This window comes from Psychrobacter namhaensis (assembly GCF_016107545.1).
GTDB lineage: Bacteria > Pseudomonadota > Gammaproteobacteria > Pseudomonadales > Moraxellaceae > Psychrobacter > Psychrobacter namhaensis.
Map to the genome: position 1 here is coordinate 1 of NZ_JABASS010000010.1, position 18,913 is coordinate 18,913.

Genomic DNA, 18,913 nt, shown 5'->3' on the forward strand with positions numbered 1-18,913 from the left:
CAGAACTCAGTCCTTGATATAAACTTAAACCGTCCAACATTTGGGGGTCAGTTCATATTCTTATTAGAATGCAGCCTTTTTTAGATAGGACGATTGATTATGATGGTGAATTGGCACTATCGATTGGTCTTAATGATTGGTACTGCTGTTAGCTTAGAAAATTGGTGAATATCCACAGCAAGCCGTTAATCGCAGCGATACCGACGACCATACTTACCAGTAGCTGACGGCTGATATGATAAATTAATAACACCAAAAGTAGCGCGCCAACTTGTGCCATTAGCAAATGTAAATCTGCGCTATTTAGATCAGTAGACGCAGACAAGTCCTGATAAGAGAGGCTGGTTAACATAAGCAAGACCATGACTGATAGCGGTAAGCTCTCATTCAGTCGATGGAGCCAAGGCGTGTCCAAAAGCTGCTTAGGGATCAAAGCGGGAAGGGCGCGAATCATAAAGGTAACAGCGGCCATCGCAAAAGTGGCAAAAATAAGATAGCTACTACTCATCGGTTTCTCCTAGCAAGCTGTGCTGTGTCCAAAAACCACGGGCTAAAATTAATAGCATACAAATGGTAATCGCTACCAACAACAGCCAGTTGCTAGTGAAAATAGAAGCTACGGCTAAAGAGATTACAGCAATGCCAATGGGAAAATAACGTTTGATACTTTGAAACTGCTCATAAGCCAAAATGACAAACAGACAAACCAAGGCAAAATCCAAGTGTGGGACCAAATCGCTGAGTGTACTGCCGATCATTACGCCAATCACACTTGCTAGCACCCACCAGCTTTGGTTAAAAAGACTGATCGGCAGTATCAAAGCTGACCGTACCTCATTCGGCAAACTGGTCATGACCGAAAAGGTCTCGTCCGTCAGTGCAAACAAGCAATAGGTTCGGGCAAGTTTGCGTGTTGGTAGATACTGCAGTAATGGCATACCATAAAACACATGGCGCAAATTAATAGCGGCAATGTTGGTTGCGATATTGCCAATCGGTAAACCAGCGCTTAGCATCGGCAAACAAGCGTATTGAGCAGCGCCTGCATATAGAATGACACTAAGCATAATGACTGCCCATATAGGGAGTCCAGCAACTTGTGCCAGCACCCCAAAGGCAATGCCTGCCGGTAAATAGCCCATGGCTACTGGCAAGCTTTTTTTGAAGCCTTCAGCCCAGTCATATCGGGCTTCAAACTGCTGATTTAATTCATTTGAATGCGTCGTCACGTAATATCCTAACCTTTATTACTGTAATTTTTCATAGCGACCTGTTTGCTGAGCGCGGTACAAGAAGCCACCTAAAATAATCATTCTCAATAACAATAAACACCAGACACTTAGCCAAATGCCTGTCATGTCCCACTGCTGATAGAGCAGCCAGCTAAGGGGGAAAAATATAGCGGCTAGTATCAGAGCAGCATTGCGGATCACACTACCAGCAGTTAAGCCAAAAAATATGCCGTCCAACCAATAGGCGCCGACCCCGACGATGGGTAGCAGTACTGCATAAAGATGGTAATCATAAGCAAGCGCAAAGACGGAGTCGATATTGGTCATAAATTGCAAGTACGTTGGCATGGCAAGCCACCATGTCGCACTTAACGACACGGCCAGCCCATAACTGACCACACCTGTGCGCATCACGATAACACGAAAACGCGTCCAATCGCGGCGTCCCGCAGCTTGACCGCTCAAGGTTTCAGCGGATACTGCCACGCCATCAAGGGCAAAGGCTGAGATACTAAGTACTTGCAGTAAAATGGCATTGGCAGCCAGTATGACGTCGCCACCTTGGGCGGAAAGACGCGTAATCCAAGCAAAGCTTAACGTTAAGATAAGCGTACGGATAAAAATATCTTTATTAAGTGAAAATAGCCTAAGCATCTTTTCTTTAGTGAAATGTTGCCGATCAGCCTCAAACAGTGCCAACCAAGATATTTGCAGATGTTGACGACTGAGCCATAAAGCCAATAACACACCCAACCAAAATGCGATGGTGGTGCCCAGTGCCACACCAACCAACCCCATCTGCATCACAAAGACAAAGAACAAAGTTAGTCCAACGTTAAGGATGGCAATAAAGCCCTGCTGATAGAGCATATAACGTGTTTTGCCTTGACCGGCAAACCAACCAATAAAGGCAAAGTTCATCAGCTCAGCGATAACCCCCCAAAAGCGTACGTCTAAATAGGTCTTTGCCGCAAGACCACTGGCAGGGTTGGCTGATAAAGCTTGTAAACCGACGTCAATCAGCCAAGGCTTTGCGAGTAGCAAAATAGCCCCGATAACAAAGGCCAATAGTAAGGCACGTTGCAAAATAGACAGTAGGGGGGATGGCGTCAAAGGTGATGACGTTGCCGTGGCGTTTATAGGACTATCACCGTGGTTGGCCAACTCTCCCAGCGCTTGCGCCGACAGCCCAGACGAGGCGTACTGTAAAAAGTTAAAACTGACGAGTAACAAGGACAACAACTGTATGGCCAAGCCCATACCCGCAAGTTTGGCGGTATCGTTCATATTGCCCACAATCGCTGTATCGATAACGCTTTGTAACGGCATGGCCAAGTTGGCCAATAATACGGGCAAGGCAATAGCAATGATACGGGTATATCGGGTATCAATCGGTGGCATCGTGCTAGATGGCGGCGAGATAGTCATTGGTGTTTTCGACTCGTTTATGCTTAAACAATAAAGAGAGTGCGGTTCGTTAATTGACGCCACGAGGCAAGCGTAGCATTTTTGCTCATTCAGCAAAAAACAGCTACAAAGACAAAAGCACCTAGACTCATTATTCACGAGTCAGGTGCCTTTATTAAACGTCATTACCGTTCAATCAACCGTTTAACGAATCACGATTGGGTATTATTGATCATTATTCTATTCAAACATTTTTGGATCATTAAAAGTGACAATTTCTTCTTCAAACTCTGGTTTTACTTTTACGATAAAGTCATCACGCGATAGACCCATACGCAGTGGGATTGAACTTGCAATATAAGTGGATGAGTAAGTACCAGCAAGTAAACCAATGAAGAGCGCCACTGAGAACCAGTACAGGCCATCACCGCCTAAGAACATCATAGCAAGGACAACCAATAAGACGGTTGAGATGGTCATAATCGTACGGCGCAGGGTTTCTGTTAACGATAAATCAATGGTCTGGCGCGGTGTGATACCCCGGACACGGCGGAAGTTTTCACGAATACGATCATAAACGACGATAGTATCGTTCAGTGAGTAACCAATCAACGCCAAAATAGCTGCTAAGACGGTCAAATCAAATGGGAAACCAAATAAGGCAAAAACGCCAATAGTCACGATAGCGTCATGGAACAGCGATAGAACCGCGCCAAGAGACAGTTTAAACTGAAAACGTAGGGCAACGTAACCGAGCATACAAAGGAGTGCCAATGCTAACGCCATGACTGAGTTTAAGTAAACTTCATTACCAACTTGGCTACCGATAATATTAACGTTACTGATCTCAGCAGTATTATTAGGCAGGGCTAAAGCTTGAGTCAGGCTGGCACTAAGTCCATCGATGTTGTCAGACTGAGGCGGCAGACGTACCAGTAGCTCCTCTCGCGTACCAAGGTACTGCACCACCGCATCATCAAAACCGTTATCAGCCAACGCTTGCACGACTTCAACCTGCTCAACAGGCTGCTCGTAACGCACGTCTGCGGAGACACCACCAGTAAAATCCAGCCCTAGGTTCAGACCGTTTACTGCGATAGCAATAATACTAGCAATGACCATCAGTAAAGACAAAATCGCCATTGGCTTTTCTATCTTCATAAATGGAATGATGCGTTGGTTACCAACGGCTTTGATACCACCTTCAGCTTGTGCGGCTGCATCGTCAGCTGCATCACCCAGTGCTAAATCAGGGTCAATAGCGGTGTTGGTATCAAGGGCTTGCGTGGCCAATGCTTGACTGGTTTTTCCGCTACCTTTACCACTACGGCGAGTCTTATTTTTACTCGTGTTTGCCGTGGCCGGGTTATTGGTTTGGGTGTTACTGCCTTTACCATCGCGGCGTGGTTTTTTGCGTCGGCGCGTGCTGGCATTAGTAGTGTCTGAGCCACCTGAACCATTCCGATCTGGGGTATTTTGCTGTTCTAGAGGATTGTTCTTATCGATCGCCATAGTGTTCTCCTAACCGATGCTCAAACGTTTGATAGATTTACGCTTACCGTAAGCAATTTGTACCAGCGCACGTGTGACCAAAATAGCGGTAAATAGTGAGCTGACAATACCAATAGCTAGCGTAATCGCAAAGCCTTTAATCGGGCCAGTACCAATTGCAAATAGAATAAATGCGACCAATAAGGTGGTAATGTTGGCATCGAAAATACTACTAAATGCTCGGTCAAAACCTGCCACGATAGCGGATTTTGGCCGTACCCCGTTTGCAATCTCCTCCCGTATTCGCTCAAAGATCAGCACGTTGGCATCGACCGCCATACCGATGGTTAAGACGATACCAGCGATACCAGGCAGGGTCAGTGAGGAACCTAAAATGGACATAATGGCAATGATAATAATAACGTTCACAGCTAGTGCCACGTTAGCAATAACACCAAACAGACGATAGAAAATAATCATAAAGACAAAGACTAAAAGATAACCGACCTGAGTAGAGAACAAGCCTTTATCAATATTTTCTTGACCTAATGATGGGCCGATGGTGCGTTCTTCTACAAAGTACATCGGTGCAGCAAGTGCGCCTGAGCGTAACAAAAGGGCAAGCTCGGCGGCTTCCGCACTGCTGTCAAGACCAGTAATACGAAATGATGAGCCAAGTACCGCTTGAATGTTGGCACGGTTGATGACTTTGGTTTCAGCATAAGGCGTTCTAACTTCAACAGTCTCGCCAGTTGCTGGGTCTTCTTCATAAGTGATTCTTTGCTTGTTTTCGATAAACAATACGGCCATCTGCTTACCAACAGCAGTACGTGTGGCGTTCTGCATGAGCTTACCGCCAGCACTATCCAAGGTAATACTCACTTCAGGAGAGCCGCTTTCGTCAACGCCAGTTTGCGCATTGGTCACTTTATCACCAGTCACAATCGCTTGGCGCTCAAGCAATACAGGGGGGCCATCGAGTGTTTCAAATGGGAAGGCTTCAGTCCCTGCAGGCGGAATACCACCCATGTAGTTTTCGCTGTCTTCAGCGACCATACGGAACTCAAGGTTGGCAGTACGTCCAAGGACACGCTTGGCTTCTGCGGTATCTTGTACACCTGGTAGCTCAACGACGATACGACTAGCACCTTGTGATTGTACTAAAGCTTCAGTCACACCGAGCTCGGCAATACGGTTACGTAAGGTCGTTAAGTTTTGATTGACCGCATAACTGTTGATTTCATCGAGTGTGGCATCGTTGTAGGCTAGAATTAACGCAGGACCTTGGGCATCTATTGAAGATTGCAAGCTAAACGTGTTGCCCATCGAACCTTGTAGCACGTTCTGTGCACGGTTACGCGTGTCTGTATCTGCAAAATGTAGTACCACACTTCGTTCTTCAGTTTTAATGCCTTTAATCGCAATTCGCTCAGATCGTAGCTCACGACGCATATCACGGCTAGCACTGGTCAAACGCTGCTCAAGCGCCTTATCCATATCGACTTCTAGCACAAAACGTACACCGCCCCGTAAATCAAGACCCAGTTTCATCGGTTTTGCCCCGATATCACGTAGCCACTGCGGGGTCGTCTGCGCCAAGTTAAGCGCGACCACATAGTCTTCGCCTAAGTTCTGACGTAGCACTTCTTGTGCTTTTAGCTGGTCGACTGGATTGTCAAGGCGTACTAGCGCACTGTTGCCCTCAAACGTGCCATCATGATTGTTCAGTCCAGCCTCTTCAAGCAAGCTCTGAGACTGGGTCAAGATACCTTCAGACAGCTGTGTACCTGCGGCTGCGCTAGTAATCTGCACGGCAGGTTCGTCAGGGTAGAGGTTCGGGGCAGCATATAGACCGGCAATGATTAGCACGACGGCAATAAGTAAGTATTTCCAAGCGGGATATTGCATAATCACTTCTTTAGGTTGATAAACGACTGGCGACGTGGGCCACACGTTAGCAGATGGGAAGTTAGCGATAGCGATGGTCGAATGCCGTATTCAGCACTCATGGTAATGCACCATTGCGATCATCCGCGATGATAGTAACGCGTAAAACAGTAAAGCAAATAATACAGAGGTATCTTTATCTAGTCACCATAAATCTTATAGAGGAAACTGATAAGGACAGTGTGTTGGAAAAGTAAGCTGACTATCGCCACTTTCCCTCACTGCTTTAATAGCGAAAAATGACCGTAAACAATGTACGGTCATTTTTTAGTCGTTATATCCATTAAGGATACGACTGTTAAAAAATCACTACTAAAAAGCTAGTAATAATTAAACGCTTTCGATAGTGCCAGCCGGCAATACTGAAATAACTGAAGCACGTTGTACCTTTACATCTGTGTTGTTATTTAGGCTAACCACTGCATAGTCGCCTTCTAAGTCTTTAATACGACCCATTAAACCACCAGCAAAGATGATTTCACTACCCACAGTCAGTGAGTTGACCATGGCACGGTGCTCCTTGGTACGCTTAGACTGCGGGCGAATCACCAAAAAATAGAAAATTGCAAAAAAAGCGACAGGCAGTAGGATTTGACCAAATAGGGACGCAGCACCTGCAGTTTCTGGGGCAGCATGGGCAGCTTGGATAAATAAGCTCATAGTTTCTCTCAGTAAGTCATGGACAATAATAAAATTAAACGCATAGTAACAAAAAATCCCAGACTTGGTAACTGTTAATAATAGGCTGAGAATGTTTTTCTACTGGCAAAGCGCTGAAAGTGGAGCAAACTTCACCTATTAACAGGCTGATAGGTCATCGTAGGGAAATAAAGGGTATCAAAAAATAAAGACATAAAAACAGTGTCTTATTGTGAAATAGTAGCATCAGTGCTACTATCAAATGGCAGTAGTTATTTGTGTTTAGTCGTCTTTGTTTATTAGACTACTGTCCCTTTTTCCTCTTATTTGTTTAGGTTACCGAACTTGTTCACCACTTTTATGCTTTTCCCTCGTTTGTGTCGTGCGCGCGCTCATAAAGAAGCGTCTGCTAAACCTCCTCCGACAACGCGCCATTGCAAGCCTCTTGATCGTAGGAGTCCCGTCTCGCGGCTAGCGGCATTGTTTGCCATGCTCATGACGCTATTGCCTTATCCTGCCTTTGCAGTGGGGGGCGTAGCAACCACAGAAGCCCTCGCAGAGCCAACGGCTATCAGTGTACTGCTACTGATATTGTTTGTGGTGGTCGCCATCGGCATCTCGTTTGTCTGTTCTTTAGCAGAGTCCTCACTACTCAGTATGACACCGTCTTATATCGCTGATGTGCAAGAACAAAATCCAAAAAAAGCAAACATGCTAAGACAATTAAAGGTTGATAACATCGATCAGTCGTTAGCGGCTATTTTGACCTTGAATACAGTGGCTCATACCTTAGGTTCTATTGGCGCGGGCGCCCAAGCTACGATTGTATTTGGGAGTGCTTGGTTTGGGCTGTTTTCTGCGATTATGACGTTGGCTATTTTATTCTTATCCGAGATTATTCCAAAGACACTCGGAACTATGTATTGGCGTCAGCTTAGCGGTATCGTTGCCTACTTCGTTCGCGGTATTATTCTACTACTGTATCCGCTCATTTGGGTCTCAGAGCGGCTAACGAAGCTGCTTGTGCGCGGCAAAGAACCACAAACGTTTAGCCGTCGTGAGTTTGCGGCGCTTGCTAGTATTGGTGAAGAGTCAGGTCAAATCGACCCATTAGAATCGCGTATTATTCGTAACTTACTGGCGTTTGGCGCTATTAAGGTCGAGGACATCATGACCCCGCGTTCGGTCATGCTAGCGTTTGAAGAGAACAAAACCGTTGCTGAATTACTGGTGGATCGCCCCAAACTTACGTTTTCACGGTTGCCCATTTATGATGGTGATTTAGACAATATTACAGGCTTTGTGTTAAAAACAGACATGTTATTAGCAAAAGTTAATCATGCGATGCATAAGCCTTTGACCCAGTTTAAGCGCGACATTACGTTTGTATTCTCAAAAATGAAACTGTTTGACTTATTAGAGCTTATGTTAAAAAACCGCATTCATATTGCGATTACGGTTGGTGAGTATGGCGAGGTCAAAGGTTTGGTGACTTTAGAGGATGTGTTTGAAACGTTATTGGGCCTTGAGATTGTCGATGAAATAGATCGCGTTGAAGATATGCAGGCCTTAGCTCGACAAATGATGGACAGACGGGTAGAGCGTCTGGGCATGAAGCTCAGTGATGATGAGCACTATGAAGATAATAGTGCTGATACTAAGTTTTAGGTAGGCTTGGTTTTAGAGTCATTTACTTTTAGAATGGCGTGGATGACCCATAGTAAATAGAAAAGTAGGATATTATTGCTATCTTTGGAGCCTCCACCACTTATGGGTCGGTATACGCAATAATTACACAGGGTGTCACATAACTGTGAGAATTGAATGATAGTCTCACTCTATGATACACATAAGCTATCGTGACTGTTAAAAGAGTGATGGTTAAAAACCTGTCGTTTAAACGGAAGGTAGCATGGTCGTAAAAGCATTCAATCGATTGCTCATGACGGCCAAAATGTAAACTACTGACTCAACTGACTGGCTCAACTGAGAAAAGCGCGCTAATCGTCACGATGTGACCATGTGTCAACAATGCACGTGTCAACAATGAGTGACAATAACGAAAACAGTATCACTAAGGATAATCATGAAACGATTGTGGGGAAAAGGGCTTTTGGCGCTATTAGTGAAAAGTGCTAGTGTGGCTGCGGTAGTTGCCGTGGCGAGTACTGTCAGTATCAGTGCGCAAGCTGCAACCATGACCGAAGCTTTGGTGCAAAATTATGTCGCGGCCATGAAGACATCAGCAAATAACCAAAATATCAACCAAGTCGCTAGTCTTGTGGCTGATGATGCGCTCATTTCGATGTCTAGAAAAGGGAAATCTACCAGCTTAGATAAAGATGCTTATTTGAGATTGTTGCAAAACAGCTGGAGTAACACTTCTAATTATCGCTATGATATCTCGGTAGATAACATCGTCATTACAGGGGCGCAGGCCAAAGCCAATGTCACAACCAATGAAAGCTGGGTCAAGGATGGCCAAAAAGTCTCATTTATCACCACATCAAGAGTGACACTGTCGGCATCAACGGGCAATGCCGTGCTACTGCGTGCGGTATCACAAGTAACGATTAATTAAATATTAATCAAGCCCTAATCAAAACGGTATTTATCTTCTATTAATTAAACACGGTTGATCCCTTAACAAGGCTTGTCGTAAAGCCAATAAGCAGCTCTCAATAGTTATTATCGGCTCAATATATCGAACCGTTAGTTCTCTTAGGTGAGTAATTAGAATGCTGACTCAACTGATGGCGATTATCTGTTTGTATTAAATTGGGCTTTGCTTTACATTGAGTACTGTACTATCAAACACTTTTATCTTATCACTTCTTGTCGTTAGGAAACTTTCAATATCATGTCTACTGTGCTATCAAATTCTCGCTCATTTATTGCGTTGCCGTTGACGCTTGCGGTATCCACTTTACTTATCAGTGCTTGTAGTAACACGTCAGCGGTAAAAAAGGGTGCGACCAATAGCTCATCTGTCATTACCAAACGTCCTGCTACTCAAGCCACTACGTCAAGTAGTAATGATTACTCGACTGCGTTTTTGGATGCGGACAGTCTGGACGAGTTGGCCGACTTACTAGAAGCCACTGACATGACGATGGTAGAAGGCAATAAACTTGCCATTCAGCAGTACGGTGATTTATGGAATCGTCTGCGTGCTGGGTATCGTATGAATGGTGGTCAGCCGATTTATAATCAGCGTATCGAGGGACAAAAAAGTTGGTTTACCAGCAGGCAGGACTATCTCAACCGTTTGACTGCGCGTGCCAGTCGCTATATCTATCACACTGTACGAGAAGCTGAACGTCGTAATATTCCAACAGAGCTGGCTTTGTTACCAGTGATTGAGAGCTCTTACGATCCAAGTGGTACCAGTAGTGCTGCCGCCGCAGGTTTGTGGCAATTTATTCCAAGTACTGGTCGAATTTATGGTTTGAATCAAAGCAGTACCTACGATGGTCGCCGTGATGTGATTGAATCAACGCGTGCCGCTTATGACTTTTTAACTGCGCTACACAATCAGTTTGGGAGTTGGGAGTTGGCATTAGCCGCCTATAATGCTGGCCCAGGTCGTGTGCAAAGGGCGATTGATGCCAACAAAGCCCAAGGCTTACCCACTGACTATTGGTCACTTAGATTACCGACTGAAACCATGAACTATGTGCCGCGCTTTTTGGCTGTTGCCGAAATCGTTGCCAAACCTGAACAGTATGGCGTGTATCTACCAGCCATTGCCAACCGACAGCATTTCCGTAGCGTACCAGTTAACTATGGTGTCAGCTTGTCTGAGGTGGCACAGCTCACTGGCGTGACTTATGATGAGCTAGAAAGATTAAACACAGCGCTCACATCAGGACGCGTCGATTCTTCAGGGCCGCAGCGTGTTATTATTCCTAACGATGTTAGCCTCAATGCTGACGCCAAACTGAGCTTATTAAGAGGGAACGGTACAGGCAATGTACTCGCGTCTAGTAACACGAGCAGCCCAACGACAACGCCAAGTTACAATAGCAAACCGTACAGTAGCTCGTCATTGCCAACGACTGGTAGTGCTCTGGCTGAGTATGCCGCTAACGCTAGCGTACCTCAGCAAACGACAAGTTATATCTCACCATCCGCCACACAGACGAGCAGCTCTGTTTATAGCAACAATGCCTCGGTCCGTACTGAGCCACCATTGACGACGGCGGAAACGAGTAAAATCAACGCTGAACTTAAAAGCAGCAACAGTCTACCGACTACCTCTGCGCAGATCACACAGAACAATACCATTGTCCAAGAACCGCCGCTAAGCAAAGAAGAGCGCGACTTTATTGCTACCCAAATTCGAAACAACACGTCTGAGACCAACGTGGTCAATGCGGATGGTAATATCAATTTATCAGCCGTACAGACACAGCAGTCGATTCTAGAAGCCAGTGGCGAAGAGAAGAGACTTAGCTTTGCGAAGACATCGGTAAGTAAGCCAAAACCGCAAGGTACGCGTACCACTTACACGGTAAAACGTGGGGATACGTTGTCTAATATAGCCAGTCGTGCGGGTGTGAATTGGCGTGATATCGCAGAGTGGAACCAAATAGATGCCAGTGCCAAGCTGTTATCTGGTAGCACCTTGTATTTGTATAATGCCAAAACTATTGAGCCATTAAGTAATGCCAATAATGCAGCGGCAAAGCAGCCAGATAGCTATGTCGTACAAGGCGGCGATACGCTGATTGGTACGGCGAATCGCTTTGGTTTGTCCGTCACTCAGCTCGCCAGCTACAATAATTTAAGCAGCCGTGCCGACTTACTTAGAGGGCAAAAGCTATGGTTAATACCAGGCAAAGTGACGGCGCCTGCGACGACACCTGCCGCACCGTCCACTAAACCAAGCAAATCGACCACGGCCACTAAAAACTATAAAGTAAAAGCAGGCGATGGTTTGATAGCGTTAGCACGTCAGTTTAATGTTCCCACAGCTACGTTAGCTAGTCTAAATGGAATTGGTGCCACAGACTCATTGTACGTCGGTCAAACGCTTAAAGTACCTGCTAGCGTTGACTTTAATTCGGCGACAAGCACGAGTAGCACGAGTAATTCAGGCTCGGTGGCGACGACCAACTATAAAGTAAAAGCAGGCGATACCTTAATCGGAATTGCGAATAGTGTGGGAGTCAGCCCAACAGAGCTTGCGGCAGTGAACAGCAACTTTGGTGCCAAAGCTCGCTTGCAACGTGGACAAACCATCAAAGTACCAGCCTCTAAAGAGTTGGTAGACCGTCAACTAAATGATAAAGAAGTCAGTTATAAAGTAAAATCAGGGGACACTTTAACAGGTGTTGCGAAACGCTATAATATTGGCTTAAGTGATTTAGCAGCAGCAAACAATCTAACAACGAACTCCAATCTGATACTCGGTCGTACCATTACTATTCCCGCTAGTGGTAGCGCTGCTGTGGCTTCTAGTACCACTCAAAGCAATAGCAGCTCTGCTAGCACAGCGAGTAGTAATGGCAAAAAACTGGGCAATACGGAAAATTACAAAGTGCAATCAGGCGATGGTTTGATAGCGCTAGCACGTCAATTTGGTGTTTCGGTAGAAGACTTGGCTGCGACCAACAACTTGGCGACCAATGCACAACTACAGCGTGGACAAACGCTTAAAGTACCAAAAGTGACTGTCAGCTATACCGTTGGTTCAGGAGACAGTCTGATTGGACTAGCGCGTAAATATGGCGTGTCTACGCAAGAGCTGGCTGAGATGAACAATATAGCGGCTGATACTATGTTACAACGTGGTCAACGTCTCACCGTCCCCAATCGCTAATAAGCGCGTGATGGGGATAGTCAGTGTAAACTGATCAACAGTCAATCAACCTGCACAAAAAAGCGGCTCTTTATAAGAGCCGCTTTTTTTAGCTAAAAACGTGCCACAGTGTTTGTTGATTAAACGGTCTGAGTCTTTATCGTCTCAAGGTAGCTTCTGATATTACTCACATAATGCATCGCTTGACCATAGCGGCTATTAGAGGCTCTATTGTCAGCTAAATAGGCATAGACGTTGGCCCAGCTTTTATCATCGATACCTTGATCTCTTAATTTACGCTGAATGTTTTTTATGGCGTTTGGCCCCATATTGTAGCCAGCAAGCGCAAACCAAATACGGTCAGTCTTTGGCACATCAGCAAACTCACCTTTCATTTGCTCTAAATAGCGCGCACCGCCGCCGATGCTTTGATAAGGGTCAACGCGGTCTGAAACACCCATCGCTTTGGCCGTATTATTGGTCAGCATCATTAAACCGCGTACCCCAGTGGGTGATACCGCATTGGCATCAAGATGAGACTCTTGATAGCCCATGGCGACCAGTAGCTCCCAGTCATGATTGTAATTGCGGGCTTGTTCTTCAAAAGAAGACTGATAATCAGGCAGCTTTTCTGTCAGTGTTCTTTGGAAATGATCTTGACTGTAAGCATCTTTCAATAAGTTTTGATTATAGAAGGCAGCCAGTTTTTGCGTGTTTTGTAATTTGATGCTATCACACAAGAAGTAACTGGCTTTTTTTGAGAGTGGGTCATTGGGTGAGCTAAATGTCCAGCTAACCTTTGGGTGCAAGCCGTTCTTTGTTAAGCTGGCATCATAACCACAACTGACATTAATAGACGACAAATTAAGCTGGCTTTTTAATTTGGTACTGGCCGTAGTTAATGCCATATCCGCCTCACCTGATCTTATGGCTTTTAGGGCCGCTTCCTCATTGGCATAAGCTTTTAGATCAATATCAACACCAAGCTCGTCCGCATAAGTACGCACCAAATCAAAACCAAAACCATGTTGGAAACCATCAGTGGCAAAATAAGTACTGTCGCCTGGAACCGCGGCTACGGTTAAGGTGTTTTGTAGCATGACATTGTCATAGGTTCGCACCTGCGTTCCCATTGTCGTGAGACTTTGGGCAGGTAGAGAAAGCAGCGCGATACTAGAGACCTGCGCCAGCTTTTTGGTTCGGGCAAAACGCGACGATGTCGTCGGGGTAACGGATGAAACGATGTTACTTTTAGTGTTCAGTAGGCGCTTAGATGGACGCAGTAAATAAGAAATACGGCGTTTTGCCCCTTGCGCAGATACTTTTACACGATAAGTAATACGCTGCATGGATGTCTCCTGATTTTAGCCATCCTGCTTACCGTAAAATGCGAATGAGTGTACGTTTACTAGAGACACACACATCACTGTTACATTTTAGAGAACATCACGCTGCTTCATTCATAATAAAAGCGTGACATCCTTTGTTTAACCCTAGTGCCGCTCATAAACCCTTTATAAAAGGCAGCGGTGGCGTATTTTATTAGCTCATTATCTACTGGCGTGTCACTTAAGAGGGCGAAAATACGGCTCTCAAAGCACCAATACCAAAATTTGGGTGCAAAACAACGCGAAGGGTATAAATCAGATGATTCCTTCATCGATGGTAGATACTGCTAATAGTAAAACAACGTCAGATTAAACACAGGTAAGGTCATGAATAAGTTAACAAAACAAAGCCGTAGATAAATTGAGCGACACAGTAATTTTTTATTCATACTCGTTAGACAGTCGTTCAATCATTACTACGCTAACGTCAGTACCTGCCGACTCATTCATTTATAACTGAATAAACAGGTACTAACACTGCATTGTTCCGCAATAAGGGCAGGCAAGGAATCTTGTTTGATAGTGAAAAAATGCTTATAAAATAAGCTATCAATCAAGTGATGCAATACCGTTATTGAGCTACTAAAACGAAGGTGTACTATGCTATTAACCACATATTGTGCAAACACAACACACTATTTAGCAGACAATCCAAAATCTCTTGTACCTTTTAAAACAAGGCGTTTTGGATATTTACCATCATTTAAGCGCCATAACCGGAGGCTGTAATAAATGGGAAGTCTCATGACAAGACATTCTTTCTTCAGGTAATAATATGCGGATACTCCCTAGATTATTCAAGTGTGGTTAAGAAATTAGCGATAAAACTTAACAATAGCACTATAGACGGTTAAAAATAGCGCTATTATTAATAAGTAGAAATGGCAAAAACCAGTCAAAGTTGTCTAATATAGGTAATAAACTAAATAAGTTTGGCGTAAATATCTAAACAATAAAGGCAAAAATAGCGGTGTGGGGGAGTCCTGTTAGGCGGGGTTGTCAATATCAATGAAAGTCACTGGCAACCCAAACTGCTGGGCAATAAGATCTCCTAGCGCCTTTATACCGCCCCGTTCTGTTGCATGGTGCCCACAAGCAAAATAATCAATGCCAAGCTCTCGTGCAATATGAGTGGTACGCTCAGATATCTCACCCGAGATAAACGCATCACAGCCCATCAATGCGGCTTGCTCAATCATGTCTTGGGCCCCGCCAGTACAAATACCCACACGTTCGATCAGTCTGTTATGCTCCATGTTAGCGTCTGTACTGTTGTGGGCGCTATCGTTAGCAGAAATATGTAGTGGTACACGTCCTAGGGCCTGGGTGATGTGGGCAATGAGATTTTGAGCGCTCTGCGGTGGGCAAGTGGCTATGTTACCAACAGGATGCGCCTCATTAGGATATAGGGCACCCGTGATGGTCATGCCTAGCATGTCGGCCAGTTTGGCATTGTTACCGATCAGCGGATGGGCATCAAGCGGTAGGTGGTAGCCAATCATAGAGATACCGTGCTGCATGAGTTTGCGTATACGCCGGCCTTTCATGCCGGTGATGGGCGCAGGTTCGCCTTTCCAAAAATAACCATGATGCACCATAATGGCGTCTGCTTTGTCGGCAATGGCCGCGTCAATCAACGCTTCACAAGCAGTGACACCAGTGACGATACGCTGAATAGCGCGTCCACCATCGACTTGTAAACCATTTGGCGCGTAGTCTCTAAAAGCATCAGCCGATAAGTAATCGTCGCAAAATCGCGTTAATTCTTGTACGCTAATGGTAGAAGGGGTGGATTCGGTTAAAATACGAGTGGCGCTCATGGTTTTCCCTTTTTTTGTCGTTATGTTCTTGTTGTGATGGTACTGGAGCAAACATCAAAAATTATAGATGGTTGCTCATAATGAATGGTCTTTATAGCGCTATTTTAACATGGTGCTGTAAAAGAGGAGAGAAAGCGAATAACTGAAATGGTACACGATACGTTACCACTTAGCCGTGCGGGGCGTTATAATTTAAGAGCGCGAGCCTGTCAAATCGGTAAACCGTAGGTATTTAGTTAAGTGTTAGACTGGTTGCGTTATATTTAGTCAATAACACGCTGTTTGCCGTCTTTATCTTCGTCTGTTTGTCTCAAATTTATAGAGGTTTTATATGTCGTCATCTCGGAACACCAGCAACAAGGCGTCTTTATTAAAATGGTTACCTTGGATTTTATTGCTGATACTGGTTGCAGCATTTATCTGGTTGTTTACGAGTATGAAGACGACATCGGAGGCCACGTGGGAGCCGCCGAGGACCTCGACTGCTGAACAGCAAGCATCGAAGCCTGTGGCTGATACGCCAGCGCCTATCTCTTCTTATCATAATGCGGTCGCCCGTGCGTCGCAGTCGGTCGTGAATATCTATACCACGCAAACGATGGCAGAGCACCCTTATATGGATGATCCGGTTTTACGCCGTTTTTTTGAATTTCATGGTGGTCCGTCACAAGAGCAGGGCAATACTAACTTAGGCTCTGGTGTGATTGTGTCAGAGGATGGGTATATCGTGACCAACGCTCATGTCATCGAAAAGGCAGATGAGATTACCGTCGCCTTTAATGATGGCCGTAAAAGCCGCGCCAGTATTATTGGTACCGATCCTGATAGTGATTTGGCCGTCATCAAAGTCGATATGACGGGGCTAACGCCGCTGGGTTTCCGTGAAAATCCTATTCGTGTGGGTGATTTGGCCCTAGCGATTGGTAATCCTTTCGGTGTGGGTCAAACGGTGACCCAAGGTATTATCTCGGCGACTGGGCGTACGGGACTTGGTGTCAATAAGTTTGAGGATTTCATTCAAACCGATGCGGCGATTAACCCAGGTAATTCGGGTGGGGCGCTGGTTGATGCTCGTGGTGAATTGGTCGGCATTAATACCGTCATATTCTCCCGCTCTGGTGGCTCGATGGGTATTGGTTTTGCCATTCCAACGGCACTGGTTGAACAAGTGATGAACGCCTTAATTAAAGATGGCCGAGTCAGTCGTGGTTGGCTGGGTATTGAGATACAGTCACAATTGCGCGATCCGACACAACTTGAAACGTCAACAGGTGTAGAGGTGCTACACGTGATTGAGCAAGGCCCTGCTGCCAAAAGTGGTCTAAGAGTTGGCGATATCATTTTGACTATTGATGGTGTTGAGATGACGGATGCCAATACGCTAATCCAATACGTTGCTCGTAAATCACCAGATACTGAACTTGATGCTCAGGTATTGCGTAATGGTAAAAATAAGCAGGTCACTATTTTGTTAGAAGAGCGACCAGAGCAAGAGCCTGTTGAGCGGCCAGTGGTGATTCATGACGAAACGCTTGGGGGCGTAGGTCAACCAAATCTACAAGATCAGAGACAAGAGGTGCCTATGATGTCAGAAGCAGAGCGTGACCGTATGCGCGAAGAGCTACTACAGTTATTTGAAAGAAATGGCGCACCCTTATAAGGACTGTTTTAATAAATAGGGACGCTGAGCGTTTTATAGACAAGAAAAAAGCGCGTTATCTAAGAGATAACGCGCTTTTGTTTTTAGCCTTATTTTATGATTGGCTCATGATTGATGTAAATCACCCCTCGCACGCGGCAACAGCAAGGAAGGATCTCATCTTCTTCAATCATGGCAAGTGGCGCAAATGGATAATCAATGGTGTGTGAGCTGGCAATACGCTTGACACGGCAACTACCGCAGTAGCCCTCGCGGCATTGATAATTGACCTCGTGGCCTGTGCGTAGTAGCCCATCGAGCAGACTTTCATCATCGTGCAAGTAAAATTGCTTTTTACTGGTCATTACCCAAGTCATAGTGTTAATCCTATGCTCTTATAATTCAAAGCTCTTATAATTCAAAGTCATCAAAGTCGCTGTCTGATAAATCAGAGTCAATCTGACCCACCAAGTATGAGCTAATCTCTGTCTCTTGCGGCGCCACTTGCACGTTATCAGACGACAACCAGGTATTGATCCACGGAATCGGGTTTGATTTTGAGTTCGGGAATGCCGCTGGCAAGCCAACTGCTTCCATACGCAAGTTGGTGATGTATTCGATGTACTGGCACAGAATGTCTTTGTTTAGACCAATCATCGAGCCGTCTTTGAATAGATAACCTGCCCATTCTTTTTCTTGCTCGGCGGCCTTACGGAAGATCTCAATACTTTCTCCGTAGCACTCATTGGCAATCTCAACCATCTCAGGATCGTCACGGCCGTTGCGCATAAGATTCAGCATATGCTGCGTGCCTGTCAAATGCAGCGCTTCGTCACGCGCGATGAGTTTGATGATCTTAGCATTGCCTTCCATCAGCTTACGCTCGGCAAAGGCAAACGAGCAAGCAAACGACACATAAAAACGGATGGCTTCTAAAACGTTGACCGCCATGATGCACAGATACATCTGTTTTTTCAGAGACTTTAGATCGACGGTGACTTGCTCGCCATTGATGTTGTGCGTGCCCGCACCGTACAAGCTATATAGCTGCGAGTTACGGTACAGCTCGTCATAGTACTGAGCGATATCAGAGGCACGCTCTAGAATGTGTTCGTTTTGCATGATGTCATCAAAGATAATATTGGGGTCATTGACGATATTACGAATGATATGGGTATAACTGCGCGAGTGAATGGTCTCGCTAAACGACCACGTCTCAATCCACGTCTCAAGCTCAGGAATAGACACGAGCGGCAGTAGCACCACATTGGGACTACGACCTTGAATAGAGTCGAGTAGCGTCTGGTACTTAAGATTGCTCAAAAATATATGCTGCTCATGCGATGACAGGTTGCTAAAGTCGATACGATCACGTGATACATCGACTTCTTCTGGACGCCAAAAAAACGACAGCTGCTTTTCAATCAATTGCTCAAAGATTGGGTGCTTTTGTTGGTCATAGCGCGCCACGTTGACGGGCTGACCAAAGAACATCGGCTCTTTTAGCGCATTGTTTGGCGTTTGAGAAAAAATCGAGTAAGTCATGG

14 protein-coding genes are annotated in these 18,913 nt (G+C 45.3%); 4 read left to right on the plus strand and 10 right to left on the minus strand.

Annotation, left to right across the window (positions count from 1 at the left end; all coding sequences use genetic code 11):
- Positions 1-148: 148 nt before the first annotated feature.
- From JFC06_RS08460 to yajC, 6 genes are all read right to left on the minus strand, one after another.
- On the minus strand, positions 149-508 hold the full coding sequence (locus JFC06_RS08460; protein WP_193004834.1) for an AzlD domain-containing protein: 360 nt from the start codon (positions 506-508) through the stop codon (positions 149-151).
- Positions 501-1,229: an AzlC family ABC transporter permease gene (locus JFC06_RS08465; protein ID WP_227670173.1), complete on the minus strand. Its 729-nt coding sequence runs from the start codon at positions 1,227-1,229 to the stop codon at positions 501-503. The genes JFC06_RS08460 and JFC06_RS08465 overlap by 8 nt, the downstream gene beginning before the upstream one ends.
- 18 nt (positions 1,230-1,247) lie before the next feature.
- A complete protein-coding gene (locus JFC06_RS08470) occupies positions 1,248-2,660 on the minus strand; it encodes an MATE family efflux transporter (RefSeq protein ID WP_193004833.1) in 1,413 nt (470 codons plus the stop codon).
- Positions 2,661-2,879: 219 nt separating this feature from the next.
- A complete protein-coding gene (secF, locus tag JFC06_RS08475; RefSeq protein WP_193004832.1) occupies positions 2,880-4,151 on the minus strand; it encodes a protein translocase subunit SecF in 1,272 nt (423 codons plus the stop codon).
- A 9-nt stretch (positions 4,152-4,160) separates the two neighbouring features.
- On the minus strand, positions 4,161-6,038 hold the full coding sequence (gene secD, locus JFC06_RS08480) for a protein translocase subunit SecD (protein WP_193004831.1): 1,878 nt from the start codon (positions 6,036-6,038) through the stop codon (positions 4,161-4,163).
- Positions 6,039-6,407: 369 nt separating this feature from the next.
- Positions 6,408-6,737: a preprotein translocase subunit YajC gene (gene yajC / locus JFC06_RS08485; RefSeq protein WP_193004830.1), complete on the minus strand. Its 330-nt coding sequence runs from the start codon at positions 6,735-6,737 to the stop codon at positions 6,408-6,410.
- A gap of 339 nt (positions 6,738-7,076) precedes the next feature.
- Here yajC and JFC06_RS08490 point away from each other — a divergent pair, with 339 nt between their 5' ends.
- The 3 genes from JFC06_RS08490 (at position 7,077) to JFC06_RS08500 (ending at position 12,540) form a co-directional block, all read left to right on the plus strand.
- Entirely contained in the window at positions 7,077-8,384 is a 1,308-nt protein-coding gene (locus JFC06_RS08490; RefSeq protein WP_198334754.1) for a CNNM domain-containing protein, read from the plus strand.
- A gap of 418 nt (positions 8,385-8,802) precedes the next feature.
- On the plus strand, positions 8,803-9,297 hold the full coding sequence (locus tag JFC06_RS08495; RefSeq protein ID WP_193004829.1) for a nuclear transport factor 2 family protein: 495 nt from the start codon (positions 8,803-8,805) through the stop codon (positions 9,295-9,297).
- A gap of 279 nt (positions 9,298-9,576) precedes the next feature.
- Positions 9,577-12,540, plus strand: a complete 2,964-nt coding sequence (locus tag JFC06_RS08500) for a LysM peptidoglycan-binding domain-containing protein (RefSeq protein WP_198334701.1) — start codon at positions 9,577-9,579, stop codon at positions 12,538-12,540.
- Positions 12,541-12,659: 119 nt separating this feature from the next.
- Here JFC06_RS08500 and JFC06_RS08505 read toward each other — a convergent pair whose 3' ends face one another.
- Positions 12,660-13,868 (minus strand): transglycosylase SLT domain-containing protein, encoded by a 1,209-nt coding sequence (locus JFC06_RS08505; protein WP_193004827.1) that lies wholly within the window; start codon positions 13,866-13,868, stop codon positions 12,660-12,662.
- Positions 13,869-14,893: 1,025 nt separating this feature from the next.
- The gene (locus JFC06_RS08510; RefSeq protein WP_193004826.1) at positions 14,894-15,727 is read right to left on the minus strand and encodes a Nif3-like dinuclear metal center hexameric protein; all 834 of its coding nucleotides are present in this window, start codon (positions 15,725-15,727) and stop codon (positions 14,894-14,896) included.
- A gap of 331 nt (positions 15,728-16,058) precedes the next feature.
- On the opposite strand from JFC06_RS08510, the gene JFC06_RS08515 reads away from it, so the two are divergent.
- Positions 16,059-17,387, plus strand: a complete 1,329-nt coding sequence (locus JFC06_RS08515; RefSeq protein WP_198334702.1) for a S1C family serine protease — start codon at positions 16,059-16,061, stop codon at positions 17,385-17,387.
- 89 nt (positions 17,388-17,476) lie between these two features.
- Here JFC06_RS08515 and yfaE read toward each other — a convergent pair whose 3' ends face one another.
- Both yfaE and nrdB read right to left on the minus strand, forming a co-directional pair.
- Complete coding sequence (gene yfaE, locus JFC06_RS08520; protein ID WP_198334703.1) at positions 17,477-17,743, minus strand: class I ribonucleotide reductase maintenance protein YfaE; 267 nt, start codon at positions 17,741-17,743, stop codon at positions 17,477-17,479.
- 34 nt (positions 17,744-17,777) lie between these two features.
- On the minus strand, positions 17,778-18,911 hold the full coding sequence (gene nrdB, locus JFC06_RS08525) for a class Ia ribonucleoside-diphosphate reductase subunit beta (protein WP_198334704.1): 1,134 nt from the start codon (positions 18,909-18,911) through the stop codon (positions 17,778-17,780).
- Between the last annotated feature and the right edge of the window lie 2 nt (positions 18,912-18,913).